The organism is Streptococcus sp. 9.1(2021), assembly GCF_030466425.1.
Lineage (GTDB): Bacteria > Bacillota > Bacilli > Lactobacillales > Streptococcaceae > Streptococcus > Streptococcus wuxiensis.
The window spans coordinates 722,206-742,070 of the sequence record NZ_JAGQFU010000001.1; the positions used below are offsets into that span (position 1 = coordinate 722,206).

Genomic DNA, 19,865 nt, shown 5'->3' on the forward strand with positions numbered 1-19,865 from the left:
TCCTTTAGCTTTTAAGCTTCTTCAGTAATCAAAACTCTATCTTGGCCATCAAGTTCTGTCATCTCAACGATGATTTCTTCAGAACGACTAGTTGGAATATTTTTCCCAACGTAATCTGGACGAATTGGCAATTCTCTATGTCCACGGTCCACTAGTACTGCAAGACTCACACGGGCAGGGCGACCATGTCCGACAATGTTATCGATAGCGGCACGAATTGTACGACCTGTGTAAAGAACATCATCCACCAAGATAACTTCGCGGTCTGTCACATCCACAGAAATCAAGGATGTATCTTCACCACTTTTGACATCGTCACGGTAAGGTTTGGTATCTAATTCTACAACGGGAACAGAGATATTTTCCAATTGTTCCAAGCGCTCTTGGATGCGGTGAGCGATAAAGACACCACGTGTTTTAATTCCCGCTAAAATGATTTTGTTCAAATCTTTGTTGCGTTCGATAATTTCATAAGTGATACGCGTAATTGCTCGCTTGACGGTTAATTCGTCTACAACTTCTTTTGTCTTCATGACAAACCTCCAAAAAGAAAAGTCTCCTTAGACAAGGAGACTTGAGAATGTATCATTAAGCGAGCCATACTGGAAACAGCATAGACTTACCCTTCTACTTTATCGAGCTCCTTGCCTGCCTCACGGGACAGGTTTAAAGGAATATTTTATTGTTCTTACTATATCACAAAGCCCAGTTCAAAGCAAGTAAAAACATTCAATGTTTGACCTTATAATGAACTAAAATCATACAATTGTGGATAGTGTTCGCATTCTGGATTTTTCGGATGACAGATAGCACGACCAAAGTAAATCATGGCCTGATGCGCCGCCAACCACTTTTCTGGTGGCAAGACATCCATGACACGTTTTTCAACTTCTAATGGTGTAGCTGATTTTTTAACAATATCATGGTGTTTGCAAATGCGCTCCACATGAGTGTCCACTGCAAAAGCTGGAATTCCAAAGCCCACACTCATGACAACATTGGCTGTCTTGCGACCAACTCCTGCTAGACTTTCTAATTCCTCTCTAGTCTGAGGAACTTGACCATCAAAATCTTCTAATAACTGTTGCGCACATTTTTTAAGAAATTTTGCTTTATTTCGATACAGACCTAAACGAGAAATATGTTTTGCAATTTCACTCTCACTTGCGTCCGCCATGGCTTGAGGCGTAGGGAAGGCTTCAAAAAGAGCTGGAGTCGCTTTGTTTACTGCCGCATCTGTCGTCTGAGCAGACAACATAACTGCAACTAAGAGTTCAAAATGATTGCGAAAATCTAGACTAGGTTTTGCATCTGGAAAAAGAGCTATGATTTCCTCAATGACATGACGGGCACGTTTCTTGGATAAAACCATCTATTCGTCTCCATCAAACAGCCCTTGTAAACCTGCAAAAGGACTATTTTCTTCTTTTTTGACTGCTTGTTGAGCTTGATATTCTTCCTCAGTCATGATTTGCCAGTCATTTCCAGAAACAAATCCCTGACCAGCTTCTTCTTCTGCTGTTAAGACCTTGATTGGAATGTTTAGCAAGATATTATCCGAAACACTTTCAGCAAGGTCGATTTCACCATTTTCGATAGGTAAAACCAAGTCATCATCAAGAACTTCTTGGTCCAGTTGATTGGTAGCACCTTCCATAAAGACTTCTGTCACTGGATAAGACTCTGATAATTCAACAGGTTCCATACTACGACTAGAAGCAAGTACAATGGTATAAGACAGTTGGTAATCTAGGAAAAACATACGATCTTCGTACTGTACTTTCCCAACCGCTAGAATATCTTTTACGTCTAAAATTTCTTGGTTACGCTCACGTAAGTCAGCTGACAAGTCTAGAGTTTGCTCAAAATACAAACCTTCAGGCTGCTTACGAACTTCTTGAATATTTAATTTCATACTTCCTCCATAAAGATTTACTCACTTGATTATACCATGAAAGGAGGTCAAGTAAAGCCTCTAAACTTTTAAAACATCTTTCTGTATTTTTTGATATATTTATTATGACAAATTTATTTTTTGTGCTATACTATAGGCATCAATACATGAGCAAAGGAGGACGCTCATATGGAAGACAAAGCTCTTTTAACAGAAGCCTATCAGCTCGTTTCAGAATTAAACCAAACAATACAAAGTTGTAAACAGGGATTGCCAGATGACCTACGCTTACAACAAAATATAGACGAAATTCTCAGAGCACTTAAAAAAGCTGACAAACTAGACAACGCCATCTTAATTGAACTGGAAAGTTTTTACCAACGGACTAGTCTTTTGATTGGACTTGGTAGTCTAAAACTAAACGACCAGGCTCGCACTGCTTGGCGAAACTATGACAAGTTCCACTACGATCACGTTAAACATACATTGACACTTTACGGACCTGTTTTTGGTCTTTAATAAAAAGAGGATTTTCTGGCTTAATCTTGACAAATTTTCGCAAAAAGAGTATGATGATTGCAGCAATACTCGGAGGTAAGGGAGACATGAACAACTAAGTCTATCAAATAAAGAACCTTTATTTAGTAGATCTTGTTTCTGTCTCTTTTTCTGCTTGATTTTCAGCCCTTTTAAAAGAGTTTTTTTGACATAGACGATTAGCTCTACTAGATAAAGTAGAGCTTTTTGTTATGCAATATGGACATTCTAGAAAGGGCAATAATATGATAAAAATCAATCATCTGACCATTACACAAAACAAAGATTTAAGAGACCTTGTTTCCGATTTAAACATTAACATCCAAGACGGAGAAAAGGTCGCTATTATAGGCGAAGAAGGAAATGGAAAATCAACCTTACTTCGAACTTTAATGGGAGAAAGATTAGCTGATTTCTCTATCAGGGGAGAAATCCAATCTGACCTTCAGTCCCTGGCCTATATTCCCCAACATCTCCCTGAAGAACTGAAGAAAAAATCTCTACAGGACTACTTCTTTTTAGAGTCTACAGATTTGGACTACAGCATTCTCTATCGCTTGTCTGATGAATTACATTTTGACAGCGACCGTTTTGCAAGTGATCAAGAAATTGGTAGTCTCTCGGGTGGTGAAGCTTTGAAAATTCAGCTTATCCATGAATTGGCCAAACCCTTTGAGATTTTATTTTTAGATGAACCTTCAAATGACCTGGATATAGAGATGGTTGATTGGCTAAAAAAACAGATTCATAAAACCAGGCAAACCGTTATTTTCATTTCTCATGATGAAGACTTTCTCTCTCAAACAGCAGACACCATTATCCACTTGCGACTGATCAAGCATCGAAAGGAAGCGGAAACCCTAGTAGAACATTTAGACTACGATAGCTATAGTGACCAGAGAAAGGCTAATTTTGCCAGACAAAGCCAGCAAGCTGCTAACGACCAGAGAGCCTATGACAAAACCATGGAGAAGCATCGTCGCGTCAAGCAAAATGTAGTAACTGCACTTCGAGCTACCAAAGACAGTACTGCCGGTCGCCTATTAGCTAAAAAGATGAAAAATGTTCTTTCTCAAGAAAAACGCTACGAAAAAGCAGCTCAGTCCATGACCCAAAAGCCACTTGAAGAGGAACAAATCCAACTTTTCTTTTCAGATATAGAGCCATTAGCGGCTTCAAAAGTTTTAGTTCGACTAGAAAATGAGACTTTATCCATTGGCCAACGAATTCTGTCTCAAGGGCTACAATTAACTGTCCGTGGTCAAGATAAAATCGGAATTATCGGTCCCAATGGCGTTGGCAAATCCACTCTTTTAGCAAAGTTACATCAACTACTAAGCGGCAAAAGAGAGATTTCGCTTGGATTTATGCCACAAGATTACCAAGAAACACTACAATTGAATCTATCCCCAGTAGAATTTCTCAGCCAAACTGGACACAAAGAGGAAATACAGAAAATCCAATCTCACTTAGCCAGTCTTAATTTCAGCTATCCAGAGATGCACCACCAAATCCACTCCTTATCTGGAGGTCAACAAGGTAAACTCCTTCTTTTGAATTTAGTTCTGCGAAAGCCAAACTTTCTCCTTCTGGATGAACCCACACGAAATTTTTCTCCAACTTCTCAACCAAAAATCAGAAAACTCTTTGCCAATTATTCTGGTGGTCTTGTCACTGTTTCGCATGATCGACGTTTCTTAAAAGAAGTTTGTACGAGTATCTATAGTCTGACAGAGCATGATTTAGAAGTAGTTGATTTACAAGATCTTTAACTTTTGGAAATAAAACATCCAGAGAAAACCTCTGGATGTTTTTTACATATGTTTCAAACGCTCAATCCGTTCTGAAATGGGTGGATGCGTATAAAATAGTTTTTTCAAGAAACCTGGTTTTTGAGGATCATTGATATAAAGTGCACTACTAGCATCATCCACATGATGACTCATGGGTTGACTATTGTCTAATTTTTGTAAAGCATTGATCATCCCTTGCGGATTACGAGTTAATTCCACACTTGAAGCATCTGCTAGAAATTCTCGTTGGCGAGAAATGGCTAACTGTACCAAAGTTGCTGCAATAGGTGCTAGAACAATTGCTAGGAGAGAAATGACTAACATAATCACTTCAAGTCCTCCACTGTCACGGTCACTATTCCTTCTACTACGTGATGCTCCACCCCACCACATCATACGACCAGCCGTACTTGATAATAGCGTAATTGCACTAGCCAGAGCAACAGCAATGGTAGAGATTCGAATATCTAAGTTGCGAATGTGACTAACTTCATGCCCGATTACTGCCTCTAACTCCTCACGATTCATAATCTCTAGAAGGCCTGACGTAGCAGCAACAGCAGCATTTTGAGGATTCGAACCGGTGGCGAAGGCATTCAAACCCGGGTCATCAATTACATAAACTCGTGGCATAGGAATCTGCGCCACCATTGCCATATCCTCGACAACATGATAGAGAACAGGTTCTTCGTTTCTATCAACTTCACGCGCACCATTCATACTCATGACAATCTCTGTAGATTGAAAAATCATGGTCAAGGCATAGATAAAGCCAAGAATCATGGCTATAGTCACGCCCCCAAATCCTGAGTTCATGAAAAGATATCCAACTGCATAACCTACAATAGCTAACAAAAGAAAGAAGACAATTAAAAGAACCCAAGTTTTACGTTTATTACTAGCGATTTGTTCGTACAGCATCTTAGTCACCTAAACCACTAAAATCAACTCTAGGAACAGCCTTTTCTTCTTCTGGAGTCTGAAGGAAATCTGCTGCCTTGAAGCCAAAGATAGCCGCAACCAGATTACTTGGGAAAGTTTCTAATTTAACATTGTAGTTGCTAACGACACTGTTATAAAGTTGGCGAGAATATGATATTTTGTTTTCTGTGTTAGTCAGTTCTTCTTGTAAGTGAGCAAAGTTGCCACTAGCCTTCAAATCAGGGTAGTTCTCTGCAACCGCAAAGATACCAGATATCTGACGAGTCAGTGCATCACTAGCTTTCATGGCTTCTGCAGGTGTAGTTGCTGCAGCTACTTGTCTACGGAGTTCAGTCACCTTTTCAAGAGTAGAACTTTCGTATTTAGCATAACCTTTTACTGTTTCAATCAAGTTTGGGAGGAGATTATTACGACGCTTCAACTGAACATCAATCTGGCTCCAAGCCTCCTTGGTCTGCATACGATTTTTCACCAAACCGTTATAGCTAACAATCACAAAAATAACAATCAGAGCCAAAACTCCAAGAATAATCCAAGTCATAATCTTATCCTTTCTGCTTTTAGATTAGTACAAGTATATCAAATTTCCATGTTTTTGTGGTAAAATAAGATGATATACAAGAAGGATATAACTATGAAAACAGAAACTTTTTACTCACTACTTGACCAACAGAATATTAATCTTACTGACCAGCAAAAATTTCAATTTGAGCGCTATTTCGAACTCTTAGTCGAGTGGAACCAAAAAATCAACCTGACTGCCATTACTGAAAAGGAAGAGGTTTACCTTAAACACTTTTATGATTCTATCGCTCCTATCCTACAAGGGTTGATAGAAAACCAAGAAATTAAGTTACTGGATATTGGCGCTGGTGCAGGATTCCCAAGTCTTCCTATGAAGATTCTCTACCCTCAGCTAGATGTGACTATCATTGATTCTCTGAACAAGCGCATTAACTTCCTTCAGCTTTTAGCTGAGGAGCTTGATTTAGAAGGGGTTCATTTCTACCATGGACGTGCCGAAGACTTTGCCCAAGACAAGAATTTCCGTGCCCAATTCGACATTGTGACAGCTCGTGCAGTTGCACGCATGCAGGTCTTGTCTGAATTAACCATTCCTTATCTAAAGGTAGGAGGAAAACTTTTGGCTCTTAAGGCAAGTAATGCTCCTGAGGAATTGACAGAAGCCAAAAATGCTCTCAACCTTCTCTTTAGTAAGGTTGAAGATAATATCAGCTACACACTTCCTAATGGAGACCCTCGCTACATCACCATTGTAGAAAAGAAAAAAGAAACTCCAAACAAATATCCACGTAAGGCCGGTATGCCCAACAAACGCCCACTTTAGGATATTTTAAATAGATACTCACAAGATTATACCTCGCGTCTTTATTTCCTTGCTCGGGAAAAAATGATTTACAAAATCATTTTTTTCTGCTATACTATCACAAGCAAAGGTTTTTAATGTCATCCCGTGAGGTGACGAAGACGCAGATATATATGAAGTTCTTTAAATATTGGGATAACCATGTTTTAAAGATGTCTTACTCTGAGAGCCTATTGCTGTAAAATAATGGGCTCTTTTTTGATGCCCAAAAAGTGAGGTATTTATGAAACAAGAATCAACTGTTGATTTGTTACTCGACGTTGACCAACGTCCTTCTTTTGGTAAGGGGATTCTACTCAGCTTCCAGCACGTGTTTGCCATGTTTGGTGCTACCATCTTGGTGCCACTGATTTTGGGAATGCCTGTATCTGTTGCCCTGTTTGCATCAGGTGTTGGAACACTGATTTACATGGTATGTACTGGCTTTAAAGTTCCGGTCTATCTCGGTTCTTCTTTTGCCTTCATCACTGCAATGTCTCTTGCTATGAAGGAAATGGGTGGCGATGTTTCTGCTGCTCAAACAGGGGTTATCTTAACTGGTTTAATCTACGTTCTTGTTTCAACTAGCATCCGCTTTGCTGGTACAAAATGGATTGACAAACTTTTACCACCAATCGTTATCGGACCTATGATTATCGTAATTGGTCTGGGTCTTGCAGGTTCAGCTGTAACAAATGCTGGTCTTGTTGCTGATGGCAACTGGAAAAATGCTCTTGTAGCTGTGGTTACCTTCCTCATCGCTGCCTTTATCAATACAAAAGGAAAAGGATTCCTTCGTATCATTCCTTTCTTGTTTGCCATTATCGGTGGATATATCTTTGCAGTCTTTCTTGGTCTAGTAGACTTCACACCTGTTCTTCAAGCTAACTGGTTCGAAATTCCAGGCTTCTACCTACCATTTAGCACAGGTGGTGCCTTCAAAGAATACAACCTTTACTTCGGTCCAGAGACGATTGCAATCTTACCAATCGCGATCGTAACAATCTCAGAACACATTGGAGACCACACGGTCTTGAGCCAAATCTGTGGCCGTCAATTCTTGAAAGAACCAGGTCTTCACCGTACCCTTCTTGGTGACGGTATCGCAACATCTGTATCTGCCTTCCTTGGTGGTCCTGCTAATACTACCTACGGTGAAAATACAGGGGTGATCGGTATGACTCGTATCGCTTCTGTCTCAGTTATCCGTAACGCAGCCTTTATCGCAATTGCCCTAAGTTTCCTTGGAAAATTCACTGCTTTGATTTCTACAATCCCTAGCGCCGTACTTGGTGGTATGTCAATCCTTCTTTACGGGGTTATCGCCAGCAACGGTTTGAAAGTCTTGATCAAAGAGCGCGTTGACTTTGGTCAAATGCGTAACCTAATCATCGCAAGTGCAATGCTCGTGCTTGGACTTGGTGGAGCAATCCTTAAACTTGGTCCAGTTACACTTTCAGGTACTGCCCTATCAGCAATGACAGGTATCCTTTTGAACTTGATCTTGCCATACGAAAATAAAGACTAAAAACATTCATAAAAAAATCCACTCAAATGAGTGGATTTTTTGCTTAAGTTCTCCAAGTAATCAAGAGGTACAAGAGACTTGAACCAAACATATCTGCAAGAGCGTGCATGAGAAAGAATGGCAGTAAATTCTTGACTACATACTTGTACAAGAAATAATAGAATAGTCCGTAAACAAGACCAATAACCAAGGCCCAGAGTAATCCTTGGTAGGTATGGAAAGAAATCCGTATGATTACCGAGTATAATAGAACCAGCCACTGATGCTTTTCTCTTACTGAAGTCAGCAATCCCAAGAAGAAAAATTCTTCGTAAAAACCATTTAAAAGCGCATAGCCAATAGCCATTGGCGTTAAGGCCATGAATTTTCTAATGATTTCCATTGGGTCTATAAAAGGAATCAACTGAGGATTAAAATAATTGTACTCACCACTAAGGGTTGTTACAGTATCTCCAATTATTCCAACAATAGCGAAGATAAGGGGAACCCAGATGAAAACAGACCAGGAAAAACGTATAGGAAGTTGTTTAAAATCATAATTTCGAATCAAGAGATAAAGGAAAGTAATCCCTAACATCATCAGTTGAAAAGTAAAATTACTAGAATAAGCTGCCCCATCACTTGCTACATTTGTTGTAGTTTCCGCAACACTAGAAATAGTTGAAGGTGATAGACTCTCCATAAATTGTTGAGTAGAACGGATGATAAACTCTCCAAACATTAAAACAGTGATGATTAAGATGTCGAACCATTTTAAGTATCTTAAAGGTTTAGCAGGATGAATACTTTGTATAAAATTCATATTTCCTCCGTTTAGCTTATTTTTGTAACTTTATTATAAACTTTCAATCTTAAAATTAATTAAATTGATACTAGAGCATAAAAAACAACCTCTATATAAGGTTGTTCTGTTCTTAAATGGACTTGTGTTTCTTTTCTAGCATTAAATCCTTTAAAGAAATAATAGTCACAGCCAATAAAATCATTGCCATACCAAGAAAATCTACAGGATAAAAGATATCTCCCATAATTATGAAAGCAAAGAATACAGCAGAAATAGGCTCAATGGATGCTAAAAGACTCGACTTAACTGGTCCAACCAGACTTGCCCCCTTAAGAAAGGCCGTGTAGGCAAAAACAGTCCCGATGAGAATAATTCCAGTAAATGCTAAGAAGATATCAAAAGACATAGGTAGACTAGTACCGATAATCCCAGTAAATGGCACTGCTACAAAACCAGAGATGGTCATACCGACACCAATAACCAGAATACTCCCCCATTTTTGAATGAGCTTAATGGGTAAAATGATATAAAGAGCATAGGTTAAAGCAGAGAACAAACCCCAAAAGAGACCTGCTGGTGTCATAGAAAGCTGATCCATTTGACCGTGAGTCGCAATTAAAAAGGTTCCACCTATAGCCAAAAACATAGAAAGGATTTCTGCTATAGTAGGTGCTACCTTATCCTTTATACATGTGTAAGCCAAGATTCCAACAGGACAGACATACTGAAGAACCGTCGCTGTGCCAGCATTTGTCTCTTGAATGGCTGATAGATAAGCCAATTGATTTAGAAAGAGACCAAATAAAGAAAATAGCAAGAGAGAAAACAGACTCGATTTATCTTTTAAAAAAGCTAAAAATTGCTCTTTGGACTTAATATACGATAAAAGAACTAAGAGGAGACCTGCGATTATTAAACGGATATTAGTTAGGACTAGAGCTGATATTCCGTGAGCCATCAGGTACTGACCACTGGTCCCAGATAAGCCCCAAGCGATACCTGCAATTACTGTAAAAAGAGTTCCTTTAACAACCTTTGACATGCTTCCTCCCTAGTCTGCTTCACGAATTAGGTCCATGACCTGATTACGGTCTAGGATCCACTGGGCACGCTCGTCTTTTTCGTAGGTTCTATTGGACAAGAAAATCGCAGCTTCCTGCTTCTTACGATTCCACATGATAAAGGTTCCAGTATAGCCTGTATGGTCTAGCCAATCACCTTCAAGATTCCAGGCCAAGGAGCGTTCCTTATCACTCAAATCTGAAAAATTCTGGCTTAATCCGTCAGCAAAATCATCCTGTAAATAATGCTCAAGGAAGATTTTAAAATCCTTCACAGTTGAAAACAAGCCTGCACTTCCAGCATGTTTACCTAGTAAACGTGCCTTAGGATCATGCACCACTCCTGCTTTCTGTCCCCGAACTGTAGGAACAGCACTGCTAACTGGTCCAAACTGAGTTTCCTTCATCTTCCATGGATCCAAAACTTGCTCTTGTAAAATCTGTTCTAAATCTTTTTCAAAGTAGTTCTCTAGGAGAAAACCGAGCAAGAGAAAGTGCACATCCGAGTAGAGAAAGGCTCTCTTCTCTCGTCGATTCAAATGAAACATAGCTTCTTTCAATTCTTCTGCATTCAACTGGTCTCTATTGATAATAAACGGGTCCAAGTCCGTAGAATGTGTGAGGAGTTGACGAATAGTGATATCTGGATAATCCGCCTCTGGAAGATAGGTCTTTATGGATTGATTGATCTCAATCTTGCCTTGTTTCCACAAGAAGGTTAAGACAGTTCCAACTCCAACAACTTTGCTCACACTTGCCAAATCATAGACTAAACCTTGACAAGTCTGCTCTCCAATTTCTGGATTTGCTTCTCCGAGGTAGCAATCAGACCATTCACCATCCCGATAATACGCAAAAGAGGCACCAGGATAAATCCCTGCCTCAATTTGTTGCTCTATTTTTTGAATGATTTCTTGTTTCATACTTCTTCAAACCACAATTCGATATTGTTGGCATCCTTGGTTAGGAAAAACTTCTCAGACTTAGGAATAAAGTAACCTGCAGTTTCAAAACGTTGACGGAGACTAGCCAATTCAAGTTCTTTTACCTGGAATTTCAACATAGACAAATCCCAAGTTACATTATTTTCAACAAGCAAATCACTACCTTGGGCTTGTTTAAAAGTTATGCTAGTTTCGATTTCCTCTTTTTCAAGCAGGCTCGTCGTTTCAGCAGGCAAGTTAATTTCTGCTGAAATATCAAACGCTGTTAAATATTGCAGTTTCTCATCTTTTGTGAAAGTAACAGTTTCATCAAACTTTCTCAAATCTTTGATGTCATCTTCTGAATGGATTAGGACAAGATCCCCTTCTGGTGAAAAGATTTCAAAAGCATATCCCTTGTTTCCTTTATAGAGTTGAGGAAGTTTTTCCATTCTAGCTAGCAGTGCTTCAACCTCGGATGGATTCGCTACTTTTACAATCAATCTAGCTAATTTTTTGATCCCTTCAACCTTACGGCTTCTCATACTTGGTGATTCTTCTAAAACCAATTTTTCAATGCCTGACTGGTCTCCTAGCGATAAGAAAGCAGACTCTTCAAGCAAGGGTTTCATACCCAAGGTTTGGATATAAAACAATTCATTTAATCTTCTATTATTTATTTTAAGCGTCGGGATTATACGCACAATTTGATTTACATTCATAAATTCCTCCAACACATTTTATTTTAAAGGATTTTATTTCATTTTACAAGTTATTCAACTAAAAACTTTAACTATATTAACCTTTTTAGCACATGAAACTCCCTTCTAAATTAGAAGGGAGCCTATTGTATTTAGTAAACTAGTTATATCAATTCTTCCAAGAAAGTTCTGCTTGAAGACCGTAGTGATCACTGACCTGCGGACTTGCTTGGCCATCAAAAACTACCTGTAACTTTTCTACCTGAAGATCTTTTGTCGTAAAGACGTAATCAATTCGAAGCGGTTCTGTATTACCCTTCCAACCGTCAATTTCAGGTGGGACTGTATAGCTACCGCTTCTTTCTTGAGCAGCTTCATAGGCATCCTGTAAGCCTAGCGGACTAGTTAGGATAGCTTGATATCCTTCCTGACCTGCAGGGTTGTTAAAATCTCCTGCTAATAACAGAGGTTTATTCAACTCTTTTAAAACTGCTTCAAATCTTGTCCATTCCTCTTGGAATCCTTTATCCCACCAAGAGAGATGCACACTCGCAACTGCAAGCTCTTTACCTTCTACTACTGTTTCTACTAGTGCAACTCGACGAGTGTGATAATCAGTTGGATCATCTACATCTGAAACCAAAATCTCACGCGCCTCAATCGGTGTTTTAGATAGAATTGAAACTCCCTCATGATAACGGTCATATCCGATATGATTATAAGCCCATGTCCAATAATAGTCCAGTCCTTTTTCAGACAACTTCTCTACCAAAAGACGAACATAGTGGTCTTGGTGAATGGGTTCTGCTGAAGGTAACGGATTGTAAAGTGGTCCAGACTCTACTTGAGTTGATGTAATTTCTTGGTTGATTTCTTGAAAACAAATCAAATCATAACTGTTTTCAAGTATATCTTGAAACAAGAGCTGAAATTTTTCTTCAGGATTTTTTTCCATCCAACTATGAGTATTGAGTGTTAAAAACTTCATGTTTTTCTCCTATAAACAAGAGGTTGGAAAACAGCTTCCAACCCCTTAGTGTATTACAATTCTACTTTTGCAACTGCTGTTTTAGCTGCAAGAGAACCGGTTTTTTCTAATTTAACTGACTTGATGGCATATCCATTTGTAAAGACTACTACTGTTGTAGTTTCACGCTCAGCAGCCTGAATTGCTCCGAGGTCAGCTTTGACCAAGAGATCACCAGCAGCTACTGTTTGACCTTCTGAAACCACTACTTCAAATGGTTTTCCTTCAAGACTTACAGTATCAAGACCAATATGAACAAGAACTTCAAGACCTGCTTCAGTTACAAGACCAAGAGCATGTTTAGTTGGGAAGACGCTTGATACAGTACCAGAAACTGGAGATACAATGTTTCCGTTTGCTGGTTCTACTGCGAATCCATCACCCATCATTTTTTGTGAAAAGACTGGATCCTTAACTTGTTCCAATTCAATGACTTGACCGTCAGCAACTGAATAAACTTCTTCAGTTACACCTTTGTAGACAACAGTATCTTTTTGAGCTGCTGCCATTTGACTTGGAAGAGTTTCAGGAATCACTTCTCCAGAATCAAGAATATCTTGGATATCTGATTTCAAAACGTCAGCTTTAGGTCCGTAGATAGCTTGGACACCTTGTCCTTTCATGACAAGTCCCATAGCTCCTTCAGATTTCCATTGTTCTTCTGTTCCAACTTTTTCTGCATCTTTTACAGTAACGCGAAGACGAGTCATACATGCGTCAACATCAACGATGTTCGCACGTCCACCGAGAAGGTTGATGATGTTAACAGCTTGAGAAGCTTCTGCAACTTTAGTTTCACCGGCAGCTGAAGATTCAGAAGAACCATCTGCATTTTCGTAGTTACCGTTACGTCCTGGAGTTGCATAGTTGAATTTCTTAATCATGAAGTTAGCGATAAAGTACATGATAACTGCAAAGAGTACTGTCACCCAGATAAAGTTAACAATATCCATTCCAATACCAGCGTTGATAGCTAGCGGAGTACGAGTCAAGAATTCGATTGAACCGAATGAGTGCACACGAAGGTTCACAATATCAGCCATTGCAAAGGCAGCACCTTGAACAAGAGCGTAAACAAGGTAAAGAGGTGTTGCGATGAACATGAACATGTACTCAATTGGTTCAGTTACCCCTGTCAAGAATGTTGCAAGAGCTGTTGCAATCATCATACCTTTGTATTGGTGTTTCTTATCTGGATCAACGTTACGGTAGATAGCCACAATTACACCCATCAAGATACCAAATGAACCAATCATTTGTCCAACTTTGAAACGAGCTGGATGTACTGTATCTAACAAGTGTTGGTATTGAGCTGCGTCAGTACCTTTAAGGTTTACAAGGTCAGTTACCCATGCAAGCCAAAGTGGATCTTGACCAAATACTTGAGTACCTTTTGCCGCACCAGTCATGACATCATAAGTACCACCAAGAGCTGTATAGTTCATTGGGATAGTCAACATGTGGTGAAGTCCAAATGGCAAGAGTAAGCGTTCCAAAGTACCATACAAGAATGGTGCTAGAACTGGAGCTGTTTCTTGAGAGTTAGCGATCCAGATACCAAAGCTATTAATACCTGTTTGAACAAGTGGCCAGAAAATTGAAAGCAAGATTGCCGCAATTACTGAACGAAGAATAACTACAAACGGTACAAAACGTTTTCCGTTAAAGAATGAAAGTGCATCAGGAAGCTTACGGAAATTGTAGTATTTGTTAAAGGCAGTCGCCCCAATAAAACCAGAAATAATCCCTACGAAGACACCCATGTTAAGCGCTGGAGCTTCAAACACGCTGATAAAGTAATCAGAAACTTTGATAGAGTTACCAAAGATTGTTGAAACCATTGCATTAGGATCTTTCAACATATCACCACTAACACTAAAGATAGCACCAGTGATACGGTTGATCAAGATAAAGGCAAGTCCTGCTGCAAAAGCACCACCTGCACGTTCTTTAGCCCAGCTTCCTCCGATAGCTAGAGCAAATAAAATGTGAAGGTTAACGATAACTCCCCAACCGATTTGCTCAAGAATTCCACCTGTAATAACAAGTGGGGCAAAGTTAGGATTAATCATTGCAAGCGTCTTACCGATTGAAATCATCAAACCAGCCGCTGGCATAACAGCGATAACCACCATTAGAGCCTTACCGAATTTTTGCCAAAACTCGAAAGACAAAACATTTTTGAATGTATCTTTCATCATTCAAATCTCCTTATTTTTATTTTAATGCAAACGATTTACGAAAACGTTTGCACCATTAACACCTCTATTATACCACTTTAATTTTTTTTGTAAAGGATTTATATAAAATTTTTTCATTTTAAAAATTTCTTACTTCTCTTCAATTGTTTACTAACTTTGAGTTTACTGGGGTTTTCTGATATAATGTTAGCTATGAAATCCTATAATACCTTGAATGATTATTATCGAAATTTATTCGGAGAAAAAACTTTCAAAGTTCCTATCGATGCCGGATTTGATTGTCCCAATCGTGATGGTACAGTAGCTCATGGAGGTTGTACTTTCTGTACGGTTTCTGGATCTGGTGATGCTATTGTTGCGCCTGATGCTCCTATTCGTGAGCAATTTTATAAAGAAATTGACTTTATGCACCGCAAATGGCCAGATGTAAAAAAATATCTAGTCTATTTCCAAAACTTTACTAATACTCATGAAAAGCTCGAAGTGATTCGTGAACGCTATGAACAAGCTATTAATGAACCCGGTGTTGTTGGAATCAATATTGGTACACGACCAGATTGCCTGCCTGATGAGACTATCGAATACTTGGCAGAACTATCAGAACGAATGCATGTTACTGTAGAGTTAGGTTTACAAACAACCTATGAGGAAACTTCTGAATTGATTAACCGTGCCCACTCCTATGAACTCTACGTGGAAACGGTTAAGCGCTTGAGAAAATATCCAAAGATTGAGATTGTAGCCCATTTAATTAATGGTTTGCCAGGTGAAACTCATGACATGATGGTGGAAAATGTTCGTCGCTGTGTGACTGATAATGATATTCAAGGGATTAAACTTCACCTACTTCACCTTATGACAAATACTCGGATGCAACGTGATTATCACGAGGGTAGACTGCAGCTTATGAGTCAAGATGACTATGTGAAAGTTATCTGTGACCAACTTGAAATTATTCCCAAACATATAGTCATCCATAGGATTACGGGTGATGCGCCTAGAGATATGCTAATTGGTCCTATGTGGAGTCTCAATAAATGGGAAGTTCTAAATAGCATAGAAGCTGAAATGAGACGTCGAGGTAGTGTCCAAGGATGCAAGGCTGTAAAATAGGAGTTTATGAATGAAAAAACCACTTGAAATGGCGCATGATTTTCTTGCCCAAGTCATCACAAAAGATGATGTTGTTGTAGATGCAACAATGGGAAATGGACATGATACACTTTTCCTTGCCAAATTAGCTAAACAAGTCTACGCTTTTGATATACAAGAACAAGCTCTTGAAAAAACAAGTCAACGTCTACAAGAAGCCGGTTTGACCAATGTCGAGTTACTTCTACAAGGTCATGAAACTGTTGATCAGTTTGTAATTGAGGTGAAAGCAGCCATCTTTAATCTAGGTTATCTTCCTACTGCCGATAAGTCTATCATAACTAAGCCTCACACAACCATTGAGGCACTTGAAAAACTCTGTCAGATGCTCGTTAAAGGGGGACGAATTGCCATCATGATTTATTACGGGCATGAAGGCGGAGATATAGAACGGGATGCAGTTATGGATTATATTAGTCAGTTACCGCAACAAGAATATACTGCTACTATCTATCGCACCCTCAACCAAATTAACAATCCACCATTTTTAGTTATGATTGAAAAATTAGAAAGGTATCGCCATGGATAAACAATACCTAAAAGATAAAATCGAAGCTCTTCGTCACAACTTTGTCGAGTCAACCCAACATGAACGTGCAGTTGGTATTTTGGATGAAGCACATATGAGTAAAAAAATGCTGAAAATCAAGAAGAAAATGATTTCACTTGAAATGGAGCGTTGTCAGAAGAAAATCGAGCATAAGGAATGCTCAAAGATTGATCAAAAAATCCAAGAACAAAAGGAACTTTTTGAAAATTGTCGTAAACAAAAATAGGGAGGTGGAAAATGAATTTACTTTTTTATCTCTTGGTATTTTTACTAGTTCTTATTGTTTCTAGTACGACCAATAAGCTTCTGCCCTTTTTACCCATGCCTCTGATTCAAATTTTGTTAGGGATTGGAATTGGGCTTTGCTTACCCAACAACCAATATCATTTAGATACTGAGTTATTCCTAGCTTTAGTCATTGGACCGCTACTATTCCGAGAGGCTCAAGAAGCAGACATTACTTCTATCCTAAAACACTGGCGGATTGTCCTCTACTTGATTTTCCCAGTTATCTTTATATCAGCGCTGAGCATGGGAGGAGTCGCTCATGTCCTTTGGGCTAGCCTTCCATTGGCCACCTGCGTAGCAGTTGGTGCTGCTTTAGGGCCTACTGACCTAGTAGCCTTCGCATCCCTTTCTCAACGCTTTTCCTTCCCAAAGCGGGTCTCTAATATCCTAAAAGGGGAAGGTCTTCTGAATGATGCTTCTGGACTAGTAGCCTTTCGAATGGCTCTCATCGCTTGGACAACAGGAACATTCTCCCTTACCCAAGCCGGAACTTCATTAGCCATTTCCATCGTTGGAGGATTTGCAGTCGGCTTGATAACAGCCCTAATCAATCGCTTCCTTCATACCTTTCTACTCAGTGTCCGTGCAACAGATATCGCAAGTGAGCTCTTATTGGAACTTAGTTTACCTCTCTTGACTTTTTTCATAGCCGAAGAAATTCATGTTTCAGGCATTATCGCCGTTGTTGTTGCTGGGATTCTGAAAGCCAGTCGTTTCAAGAAAATAAATCTACTTGAAGCTCAAGTTGACACTGTCACTGAGACTGTTTGGCAGACTGTAACCTTTATGCTCAATGGGTCTGTCTTTGTCATTCTTGGGATGGAACTGGAAATGATCGCGGAACCAATTCTTAAGAGTGCTTTCTACAACAAAGTTCTTCTCTTACTCAGTGTTTTTCTCTTGACCTTCCTGCTTTTTGCTATCCGCTTTGTCATGATCTATGGATTTTACGCATTTCGGATTAAGAAGCTTCATAAAAGTTTAGACAAATATGTCAAAGACATGCTCCTTCTTACCTTTTCTGGTGTGAAGGGAACTGTATCCATTGCCACTATCCTTTTGATACCGTCTAATCTGGAACAAGAATACCCTCTTCTTCTCTTCCTCGTAGCTGGTGTAACCCTGGTAAGTTTCCTGACGGGATTACTCGTACTCCCACACCTTTCTGAAGAGAAAGAGCCATCTAAGAATCAGCTCATGCACATCGCTATCTTAAACGATGTTGCTATGGAATTAGAGAAGGATTTAGAGAACACAAAAAACAAGGTTCCACTCTATGCGGCTATTGACAATTATCATGGACGTATTGAAAATCTTATTCTTAATCAAGAAAACAAAGAAATTCAGGAGGACTGGGAAGCTCTTAAACTCTTGATTCTCAGTGTTGAAAGCGATGGTTTGGAACAAGCCTATGAAGAAGGAAAGATTGGAGATCGTGCTTATCGTGTCTACCAACGCTACTTGAAAAATATGGAGAAAAATATTAAGCGAAACTTTGCTTCTCGACTAACCTACTACTTCCTTGTCTCCATACGCATTCTTCGTTTTCTACTTCATGAATTGCTCACATTTGGGAAAACATTCCGTTCATGGAAAGACAAGGAAAAACAGCGACTTCTTGCCATTGATTATGACCAGATTGCAGAACTCTACCTAGCTAATACGGAAATTATTATCGAGAGTTTGGAAAACCTCAAAGGGATTTATAAGAGTTCTCTGATCAGCTTCATGCAGGAATCTCGTCTTCGCGAAACCAGTCATATTACGAGTGGTGCCTTTGTGGAACGGGTTATCAATCGTATCAAACCCAATAACATTGATGAAATGCTCAGAGGATACTACCTTGAGCGTAAATGTATCTTTGAATACGAAGCTCAAAAACTCATCTCAGCTCAATATGCCAAAAAGCTACGCCAAAATGTCAATAATTTAGAAACTTATTCCCTAAAAGAATCTGCTAATACCTTACCTTACGATATGATGGAATTAGTTCGAAGAAATTAAAGTCTATAGAAAACAAGAGAAAAACTGGAGGATTGTAACATGAAAAAGTTGTGGAAACAGCTGACTGATAGACCCTTATTAAAAGCTTTTTTGCACTACTATCAAGCCTCCGATAGTGAGTTAACTAGCGTTGCTGTTGCCTACTATTGGTTAATTTCAATCTTCCCTTTACTCATGATAGTGGTCAATATCTTGCCCTACTTTCAAATTCCCATCTCAAACTTTCTATTAACAATCAAGGAATTTTTACCAGATACAATCTATGAAGTTGTTGCAAAAATTGTCAGAGAAGTTCTAACTCAACCATCAACAGGTTTACTAAGTTTTGCTATCTTATCAGCTCTTTGGACATTTTCCAAATCCATGGATTTTCTTCAGAAGGCCTTTAATAAAGCCTATGGAGTTGCAAAAAATAGAGGAATTATCTCACACCAGCTGATGAGTCTCTTGGTTAGCTTTGGCCTTCAAATTCTCTTTGCCCTTGCCTTATTCCTCAGTATGTTCGGCCATATGTTATTGGACCTGCTTAAAAACTACTGGAAATCCGAGAGTGCTCTATTTTCTTATCTACAGGATTTTACAGGACCGCTGATCTATGCCTTCCTTTTTGCTACCGTGATTATGCTCTATTATTTCCTACCAAATGTTAAAGTAAGTAAGATTCGATACGTCATACCTGGAAGTCTCTTTGTACTAGTTACGACGATTGCTTTATTAAACATCTTTGCAGCTTATTTCAACAATTATGTCAATTATCTCGTTGACGTCAGATTTTTCAGTTCTATCGTCGTTGTTGTGATGATGTTCTGGTTCATTATCATTGCCAAGATATTAATTATCGGTGCTGTCATCAATGCCAGTGTTCAAAGCCTAAAAGACCCAGACTTTAAAGCAAATCAATAATTTTTTATCGATTAATACTCAATGAAAATCAAAGAGCAAACTAAGAAGCGAGCCGCAGGTTGCTCAAAACACCGTTTTGAGGTTGTGGATAGAACTGACGAAGGCAGTTCAAAATACTATTTTGAGGTTGCAGATGGAAGCTGACGTGGTTTGAAGAGATTTTCGAAGAGTATAAACAAATCAATCCCCCAGTCATTTGATACTGGGGGAT

General features: G+C 39.1%; 20 protein-coding genes. 9 read left to right on the forward strand and 11 right to left on the reverse strand.

Annotated elements, in window-relative coordinates:
* Window positions 1-11: 11 nt before the first annotated feature.
* From pyrR to KBU52_RS03510, 3 genes are all read right to left on the reverse strand, one after another.
* Window positions 12-533, reverse strand: coding sequence for a bifunctional pyr operon transcriptional regulator/uracil phosphoribosyltransferase PyrR (gene pyrR, locus KBU52_RS03500; protein WP_004252509.1), 522 nt, complete (start codon window positions 531-533; stop codon window positions 12-14).
* Between the two features lie 209 nt (window positions 534-742).
* Window positions 743-1,372 (reverse strand): endonuclease III, encoded by a 630-nt coding sequence (gene nth / locus KBU52_RS03505; RefSeq protein WP_254724336.1) that lies wholly within the window; start codon window positions 1,370-1,372, stop codon window positions 743-745.
* Window positions 1,373-1,915 carry a DUF177 domain-containing protein gene (locus KBU52_RS03510; RefSeq protein WP_254724337.1) on the reverse strand — a complete coding sequence of 181 codons (543 nt, stop codon included), beginning with the start codon at window positions 1,913-1,915 and terminating at the stop codon, window positions 1,373-1,375.
* Window positions 1,916-2,083: 168 nt separating this feature from the next.
* Here KBU52_RS03510 and KBU52_RS03515 point away from each other — a divergent pair, with 168 nt between their 5' ends.
* A complete protein-coding gene (locus KBU52_RS03515) occupies window positions 2,084-2,413 on the forward strand; it encodes a helicase BlpT (protein WP_254724338.1) in 330 nt (109 codons plus the stop codon).
* A gap of 230 nt (window positions 2,414-2,643) precedes the next feature.
* Complete coding sequence (locus tag KBU52_RS03520; protein ID WP_254724339.1) at window positions 2,644-4,203, forward strand: ATP-binding cassette domain-containing protein; 1,560 nt, start codon at window positions 2,644-2,646, stop codon at window positions 4,201-4,203.
* Between the two features lie 42 nt (window positions 4,204-4,245).
* Here KBU52_RS03520 and htpX read toward each other — a convergent pair whose 3' ends face one another.
* Both htpX and KBU52_RS03530 read right to left on the reverse strand, forming a co-directional pair.
* Entirely contained in the window at window positions 4,246-5,145 is a 900-nt protein-coding gene (htpX, locus tag KBU52_RS03525) for a zinc metalloprotease HtpX (RefSeq protein ID WP_254724340.1), read from the reverse strand.
* Between the two features lies 1 nt (window position 5,146).
* Window positions 5,147-5,707, reverse strand: coding sequence for a LemA family protein (locus KBU52_RS03530; RefSeq protein WP_254724341.1), 561 nt, complete (start codon window positions 5,705-5,707; stop codon window positions 5,147-5,149).
* A gap of 93 nt (window positions 5,708-5,800) precedes the next feature.
* Here KBU52_RS03530 and rsmG point away from each other — a divergent pair, with 93 nt between their 5' ends.
* Entirely contained in the window at window positions 5,801-6,514 is a 714-nt protein-coding gene (gene rsmG, locus KBU52_RS03535; RefSeq protein WP_254724342.1) for a 16S rRNA (guanine(527)-N(7))-methyltransferase RsmG, read from the forward strand.
* A 262-nt stretch (window positions 6,515-6,776) separates the two neighbouring features.
* Window positions 6,777-8,060, forward strand: coding sequence for a uracil-xanthine permease family protein (locus KBU52_RS03540; RefSeq protein ID WP_036753427.1), 1,284 nt, complete (start codon window positions 6,777-6,779; stop codon window positions 8,058-8,060).
* A gap of 43 nt (window positions 8,061-8,103) precedes the next feature.
* Here KBU52_RS03540 and KBU52_RS03545 read toward each other — a convergent pair whose 3' ends face one another.
* From KBU52_RS03545 to KBU52_RS03570, 6 genes are all read right to left on the reverse strand, one after another.
* A complete protein-coding gene (locus KBU52_RS03545; protein WP_254724343.1) occupies window positions 8,104-8,862 on the reverse strand; it encodes a CPBP family intramembrane glutamic endopeptidase in 759 nt (252 codons plus the stop codon).
* Window positions 8,863-8,974: 112 nt separating this feature from the next.
* A complete protein-coding gene (locus tag KBU52_RS03550; protein WP_254724344.1) occupies window positions 8,975-9,886 on the reverse strand; it encodes a DMT family transporter in 912 nt (303 codons plus the stop codon).
* A 9-nt stretch (window positions 9,887-9,895) separates the two neighbouring features.
* Window positions 9,896-10,828, reverse strand: coding sequence for a serine hydrolase domain-containing protein (locus KBU52_RS03555; RefSeq protein ID WP_254724345.1), 933 nt, complete (start codon window positions 10,826-10,828; stop codon window positions 9,896-9,898).
* The gene (locus KBU52_RS03560) at window positions 10,825-11,550 is read right to left on the reverse strand and encodes a CppA N-terminal domain-containing protein (protein ID WP_074324602.1); all 726 of its coding nucleotides are present in this window, start codon (window positions 11,548-11,550) and stop codon (window positions 10,825-10,827) included. The genes KBU52_RS03555 and KBU52_RS03560 overlap by 4 nt, the downstream gene beginning before the upstream one ends.
* Window positions 11,551-11,698: 148 nt before the next feature.
* Window positions 11,699-12,517 carry an endonuclease/exonuclease/phosphatase family protein gene (locus tag KBU52_RS03565; protein ID WP_254724346.1) on the reverse strand — a complete coding sequence of 273 codons (819 nt, stop codon included), beginning with the start codon at window positions 12,515-12,517 and terminating at the stop codon, window positions 11,699-11,701.
* A gap of 53 nt (window positions 12,518-12,570) precedes the next feature.
* Entirely contained in the window at window positions 12,571-14,757 is a 2,187-nt protein-coding gene (locus KBU52_RS03570; protein ID WP_254724347.1) for a PTS transporter subunit IIBC, read from the reverse strand.
* A gap of 183 nt (window positions 14,758-14,940) precedes the next feature.
* Here KBU52_RS03570 and KBU52_RS03575 point away from each other — a divergent pair, with 183 nt between their 5' ends.
* Genes KBU52_RS03575 through KBU52_RS03595 form a run of 5 tightly spaced genes read left to right on the forward strand, consistent with a single transcriptional unit; the run spans window position 14,941 to window position 19,654 of the window.
* On the forward strand, window positions 14,941-15,870 hold the full coding sequence (locus KBU52_RS03575; RefSeq protein WP_254724348.1) for a TIGR01212 family radical SAM protein: 930 nt from the start codon (window positions 14,941-14,943) through the stop codon (window positions 15,868-15,870).
* A gap of 10 nt (window positions 15,871-15,880) precedes the next feature.
* On the forward strand, window positions 15,881-16,438 hold the full coding sequence (locus tag KBU52_RS03580) for a class I SAM-dependent methyltransferase (RefSeq protein ID WP_254724349.1): 558 nt from the start codon (window positions 15,881-15,883) through the stop codon (window positions 16,436-16,438).
* Window positions 16,431-16,685, forward strand: coding sequence for a hypothetical protein (locus KBU52_RS03585; RefSeq protein WP_254724350.1), 255 nt, complete (start codon window positions 16,431-16,433; stop codon window positions 16,683-16,685). Before KBU52_RS03580 ends, KBU52_RS03585 begins: the two co-directional genes overlap by 8 nt.
* An 11-nt stretch (window positions 16,686-16,696) precedes the next feature.
* Window positions 16,697-18,751, forward strand: coding sequence for a sodium:proton antiporter (locus tag KBU52_RS03590; protein ID WP_254724351.1), 2,055 nt, complete (start codon window positions 16,697-16,699; stop codon window positions 18,749-18,751).
* Window positions 18,752-18,790: 39 nt separating this feature from the next.
* Window positions 18,791-19,654, forward strand: a complete 864-nt coding sequence (locus KBU52_RS03595; RefSeq protein ID WP_247912593.1) for a YihY/virulence factor BrkB family protein — start codon at window positions 18,791-18,793, stop codon at window positions 19,652-19,654.
* The last annotated feature ends 211 nt before the right edge of the window (window positions 19,655-19,865 follow it).

Excerpts from the sequence above, each read along its gene's own strand:
- pyrR (WP_004252509.1), bottom strand. The coding sequence starts at position 533 with ATGAAGACAAAAGAAGTTGTAGACGAATTAACCGTCAAGCGAGCAATT.
- KBU52_RS03550 (WP_254724344.1), bottom strand. The coding sequence starts at position 9,886 with ATGTCAAAGGTTGTTAAAGGAACTCTTTTTACAGTAATTGCAGGTATC.
- rsmG (WP_254724342.1), top strand. The coding sequence starts at position 5,801 with ATGAAAACAGAAACTTTTTACTCACTACTTGACCAACAGAATATTAAT.
- KBU52_RS03570 (WP_254724347.1), bottom strand. The coding sequence starts at position 14,757 with ATGATGAAAGATACATTCAAAAATGTTTTGTCTTTCGAGTTTTGGCAA.
- KBU52_RS03560 (WP_074324602.1), bottom strand. The coding sequence starts at position 11,550 with ATGAATGTAAATCAAATTGTGCGTATAATCCCGACGCTTAAAATAAAT.
- KBU52_RS03595 (WP_247912593.1), top strand. The coding sequence starts at position 18,791 with ATGAAAAAGTTGTGGAAACAGCTGACTGATAGACCCTTATTAAAAGCT.
- KBU52_RS03540 (WP_036753427.1), top strand. The coding sequence starts at position 6,777 with ATGAAACAAGAATCAACTGTTGATTTGTTACTCGACGTTGACCAACGT.
- htpX (WP_254724340.1), bottom strand. The coding sequence starts at position 5,145 with ATGCTGTACGAACAAATCGCTAGTAATAAACGTAAAACTTGGGTTCTT.
- KBU52_RS03575 (WP_254724348.1), top strand. The coding sequence starts at position 14,941 with ATGTTAGCTATGAAATCCTATAATACCTTGAATGATTATTATCGAAAT.
- KBU52_RS03530 (WP_254724341.1), bottom strand. The coding sequence starts at position 5,707 with ATGACTTGGATTATTCTTGGAGTTTTGGCTCTGATTGTTATTTTTGTG.
- KBU52_RS03580 (WP_254724349.1), top strand. The coding sequence starts at position 15,881 with ATGAAAAAACCACTTGAAATGGCGCATGATTTTCTTGCCCAAGTCATC.
- KBU52_RS03515 (WP_254724338.1), top strand. The coding sequence starts at position 2,084 with ATGGAAGACAAAGCTCTTTTAACAGAAGCCTATCAGCTCGTTTCAGAA.
- KBU52_RS03590 (WP_254724351.1), top strand. The coding sequence starts at position 16,697 with ATGAATTTACTTTTTTATCTCTTGGTATTTTTACTAGTTCTTATTGTT.
- KBU52_RS03545 (WP_254724343.1), bottom strand. The coding sequence starts at position 8,862 with ATGAATTTTATACAAAGTATTCATCCTGCTAAACCTTTAAGATACTTA.
- KBU52_RS03555 (WP_254724345.1), bottom strand. The coding sequence starts at position 10,828 with ATGAAACAAGAAATCATTCAAAAAATAGAGCAACAAATTGAGGCAGGG.
- KBU52_RS03510 (WP_254724337.1), bottom strand. The coding sequence starts at position 1,915 with ATGAAATTAAATATTCAAGAAGTTCGTAAGCAGCCTGAAGGTTTGTAT.
- KBU52_RS03565 (WP_254724346.1), bottom strand. The coding sequence starts at position 12,517 with ATGAAGTTTTTAACACTCAATACTCATAGTTGGATGGAAAAAAATCCT.
- KBU52_RS03585 (WP_254724350.1), top strand. The coding sequence starts at position 16,431 with ATGGATAAACAATACCTAAAAGATAAAATCGAAGCTCTTCGTCACAAC.
- nth (WP_254724336.1), bottom strand. The coding sequence starts at position 1,372 with ATGGTTTTATCCAAGAAACGTGCCCGTCATGTCATTGAGGAAATCATA.
- KBU52_RS03520 (WP_254724339.1), top strand. The coding sequence starts at position 2,644 with ATGCAATATGGACATTCTAGAAAGGGCAATAATATGATAAAAATCAAT.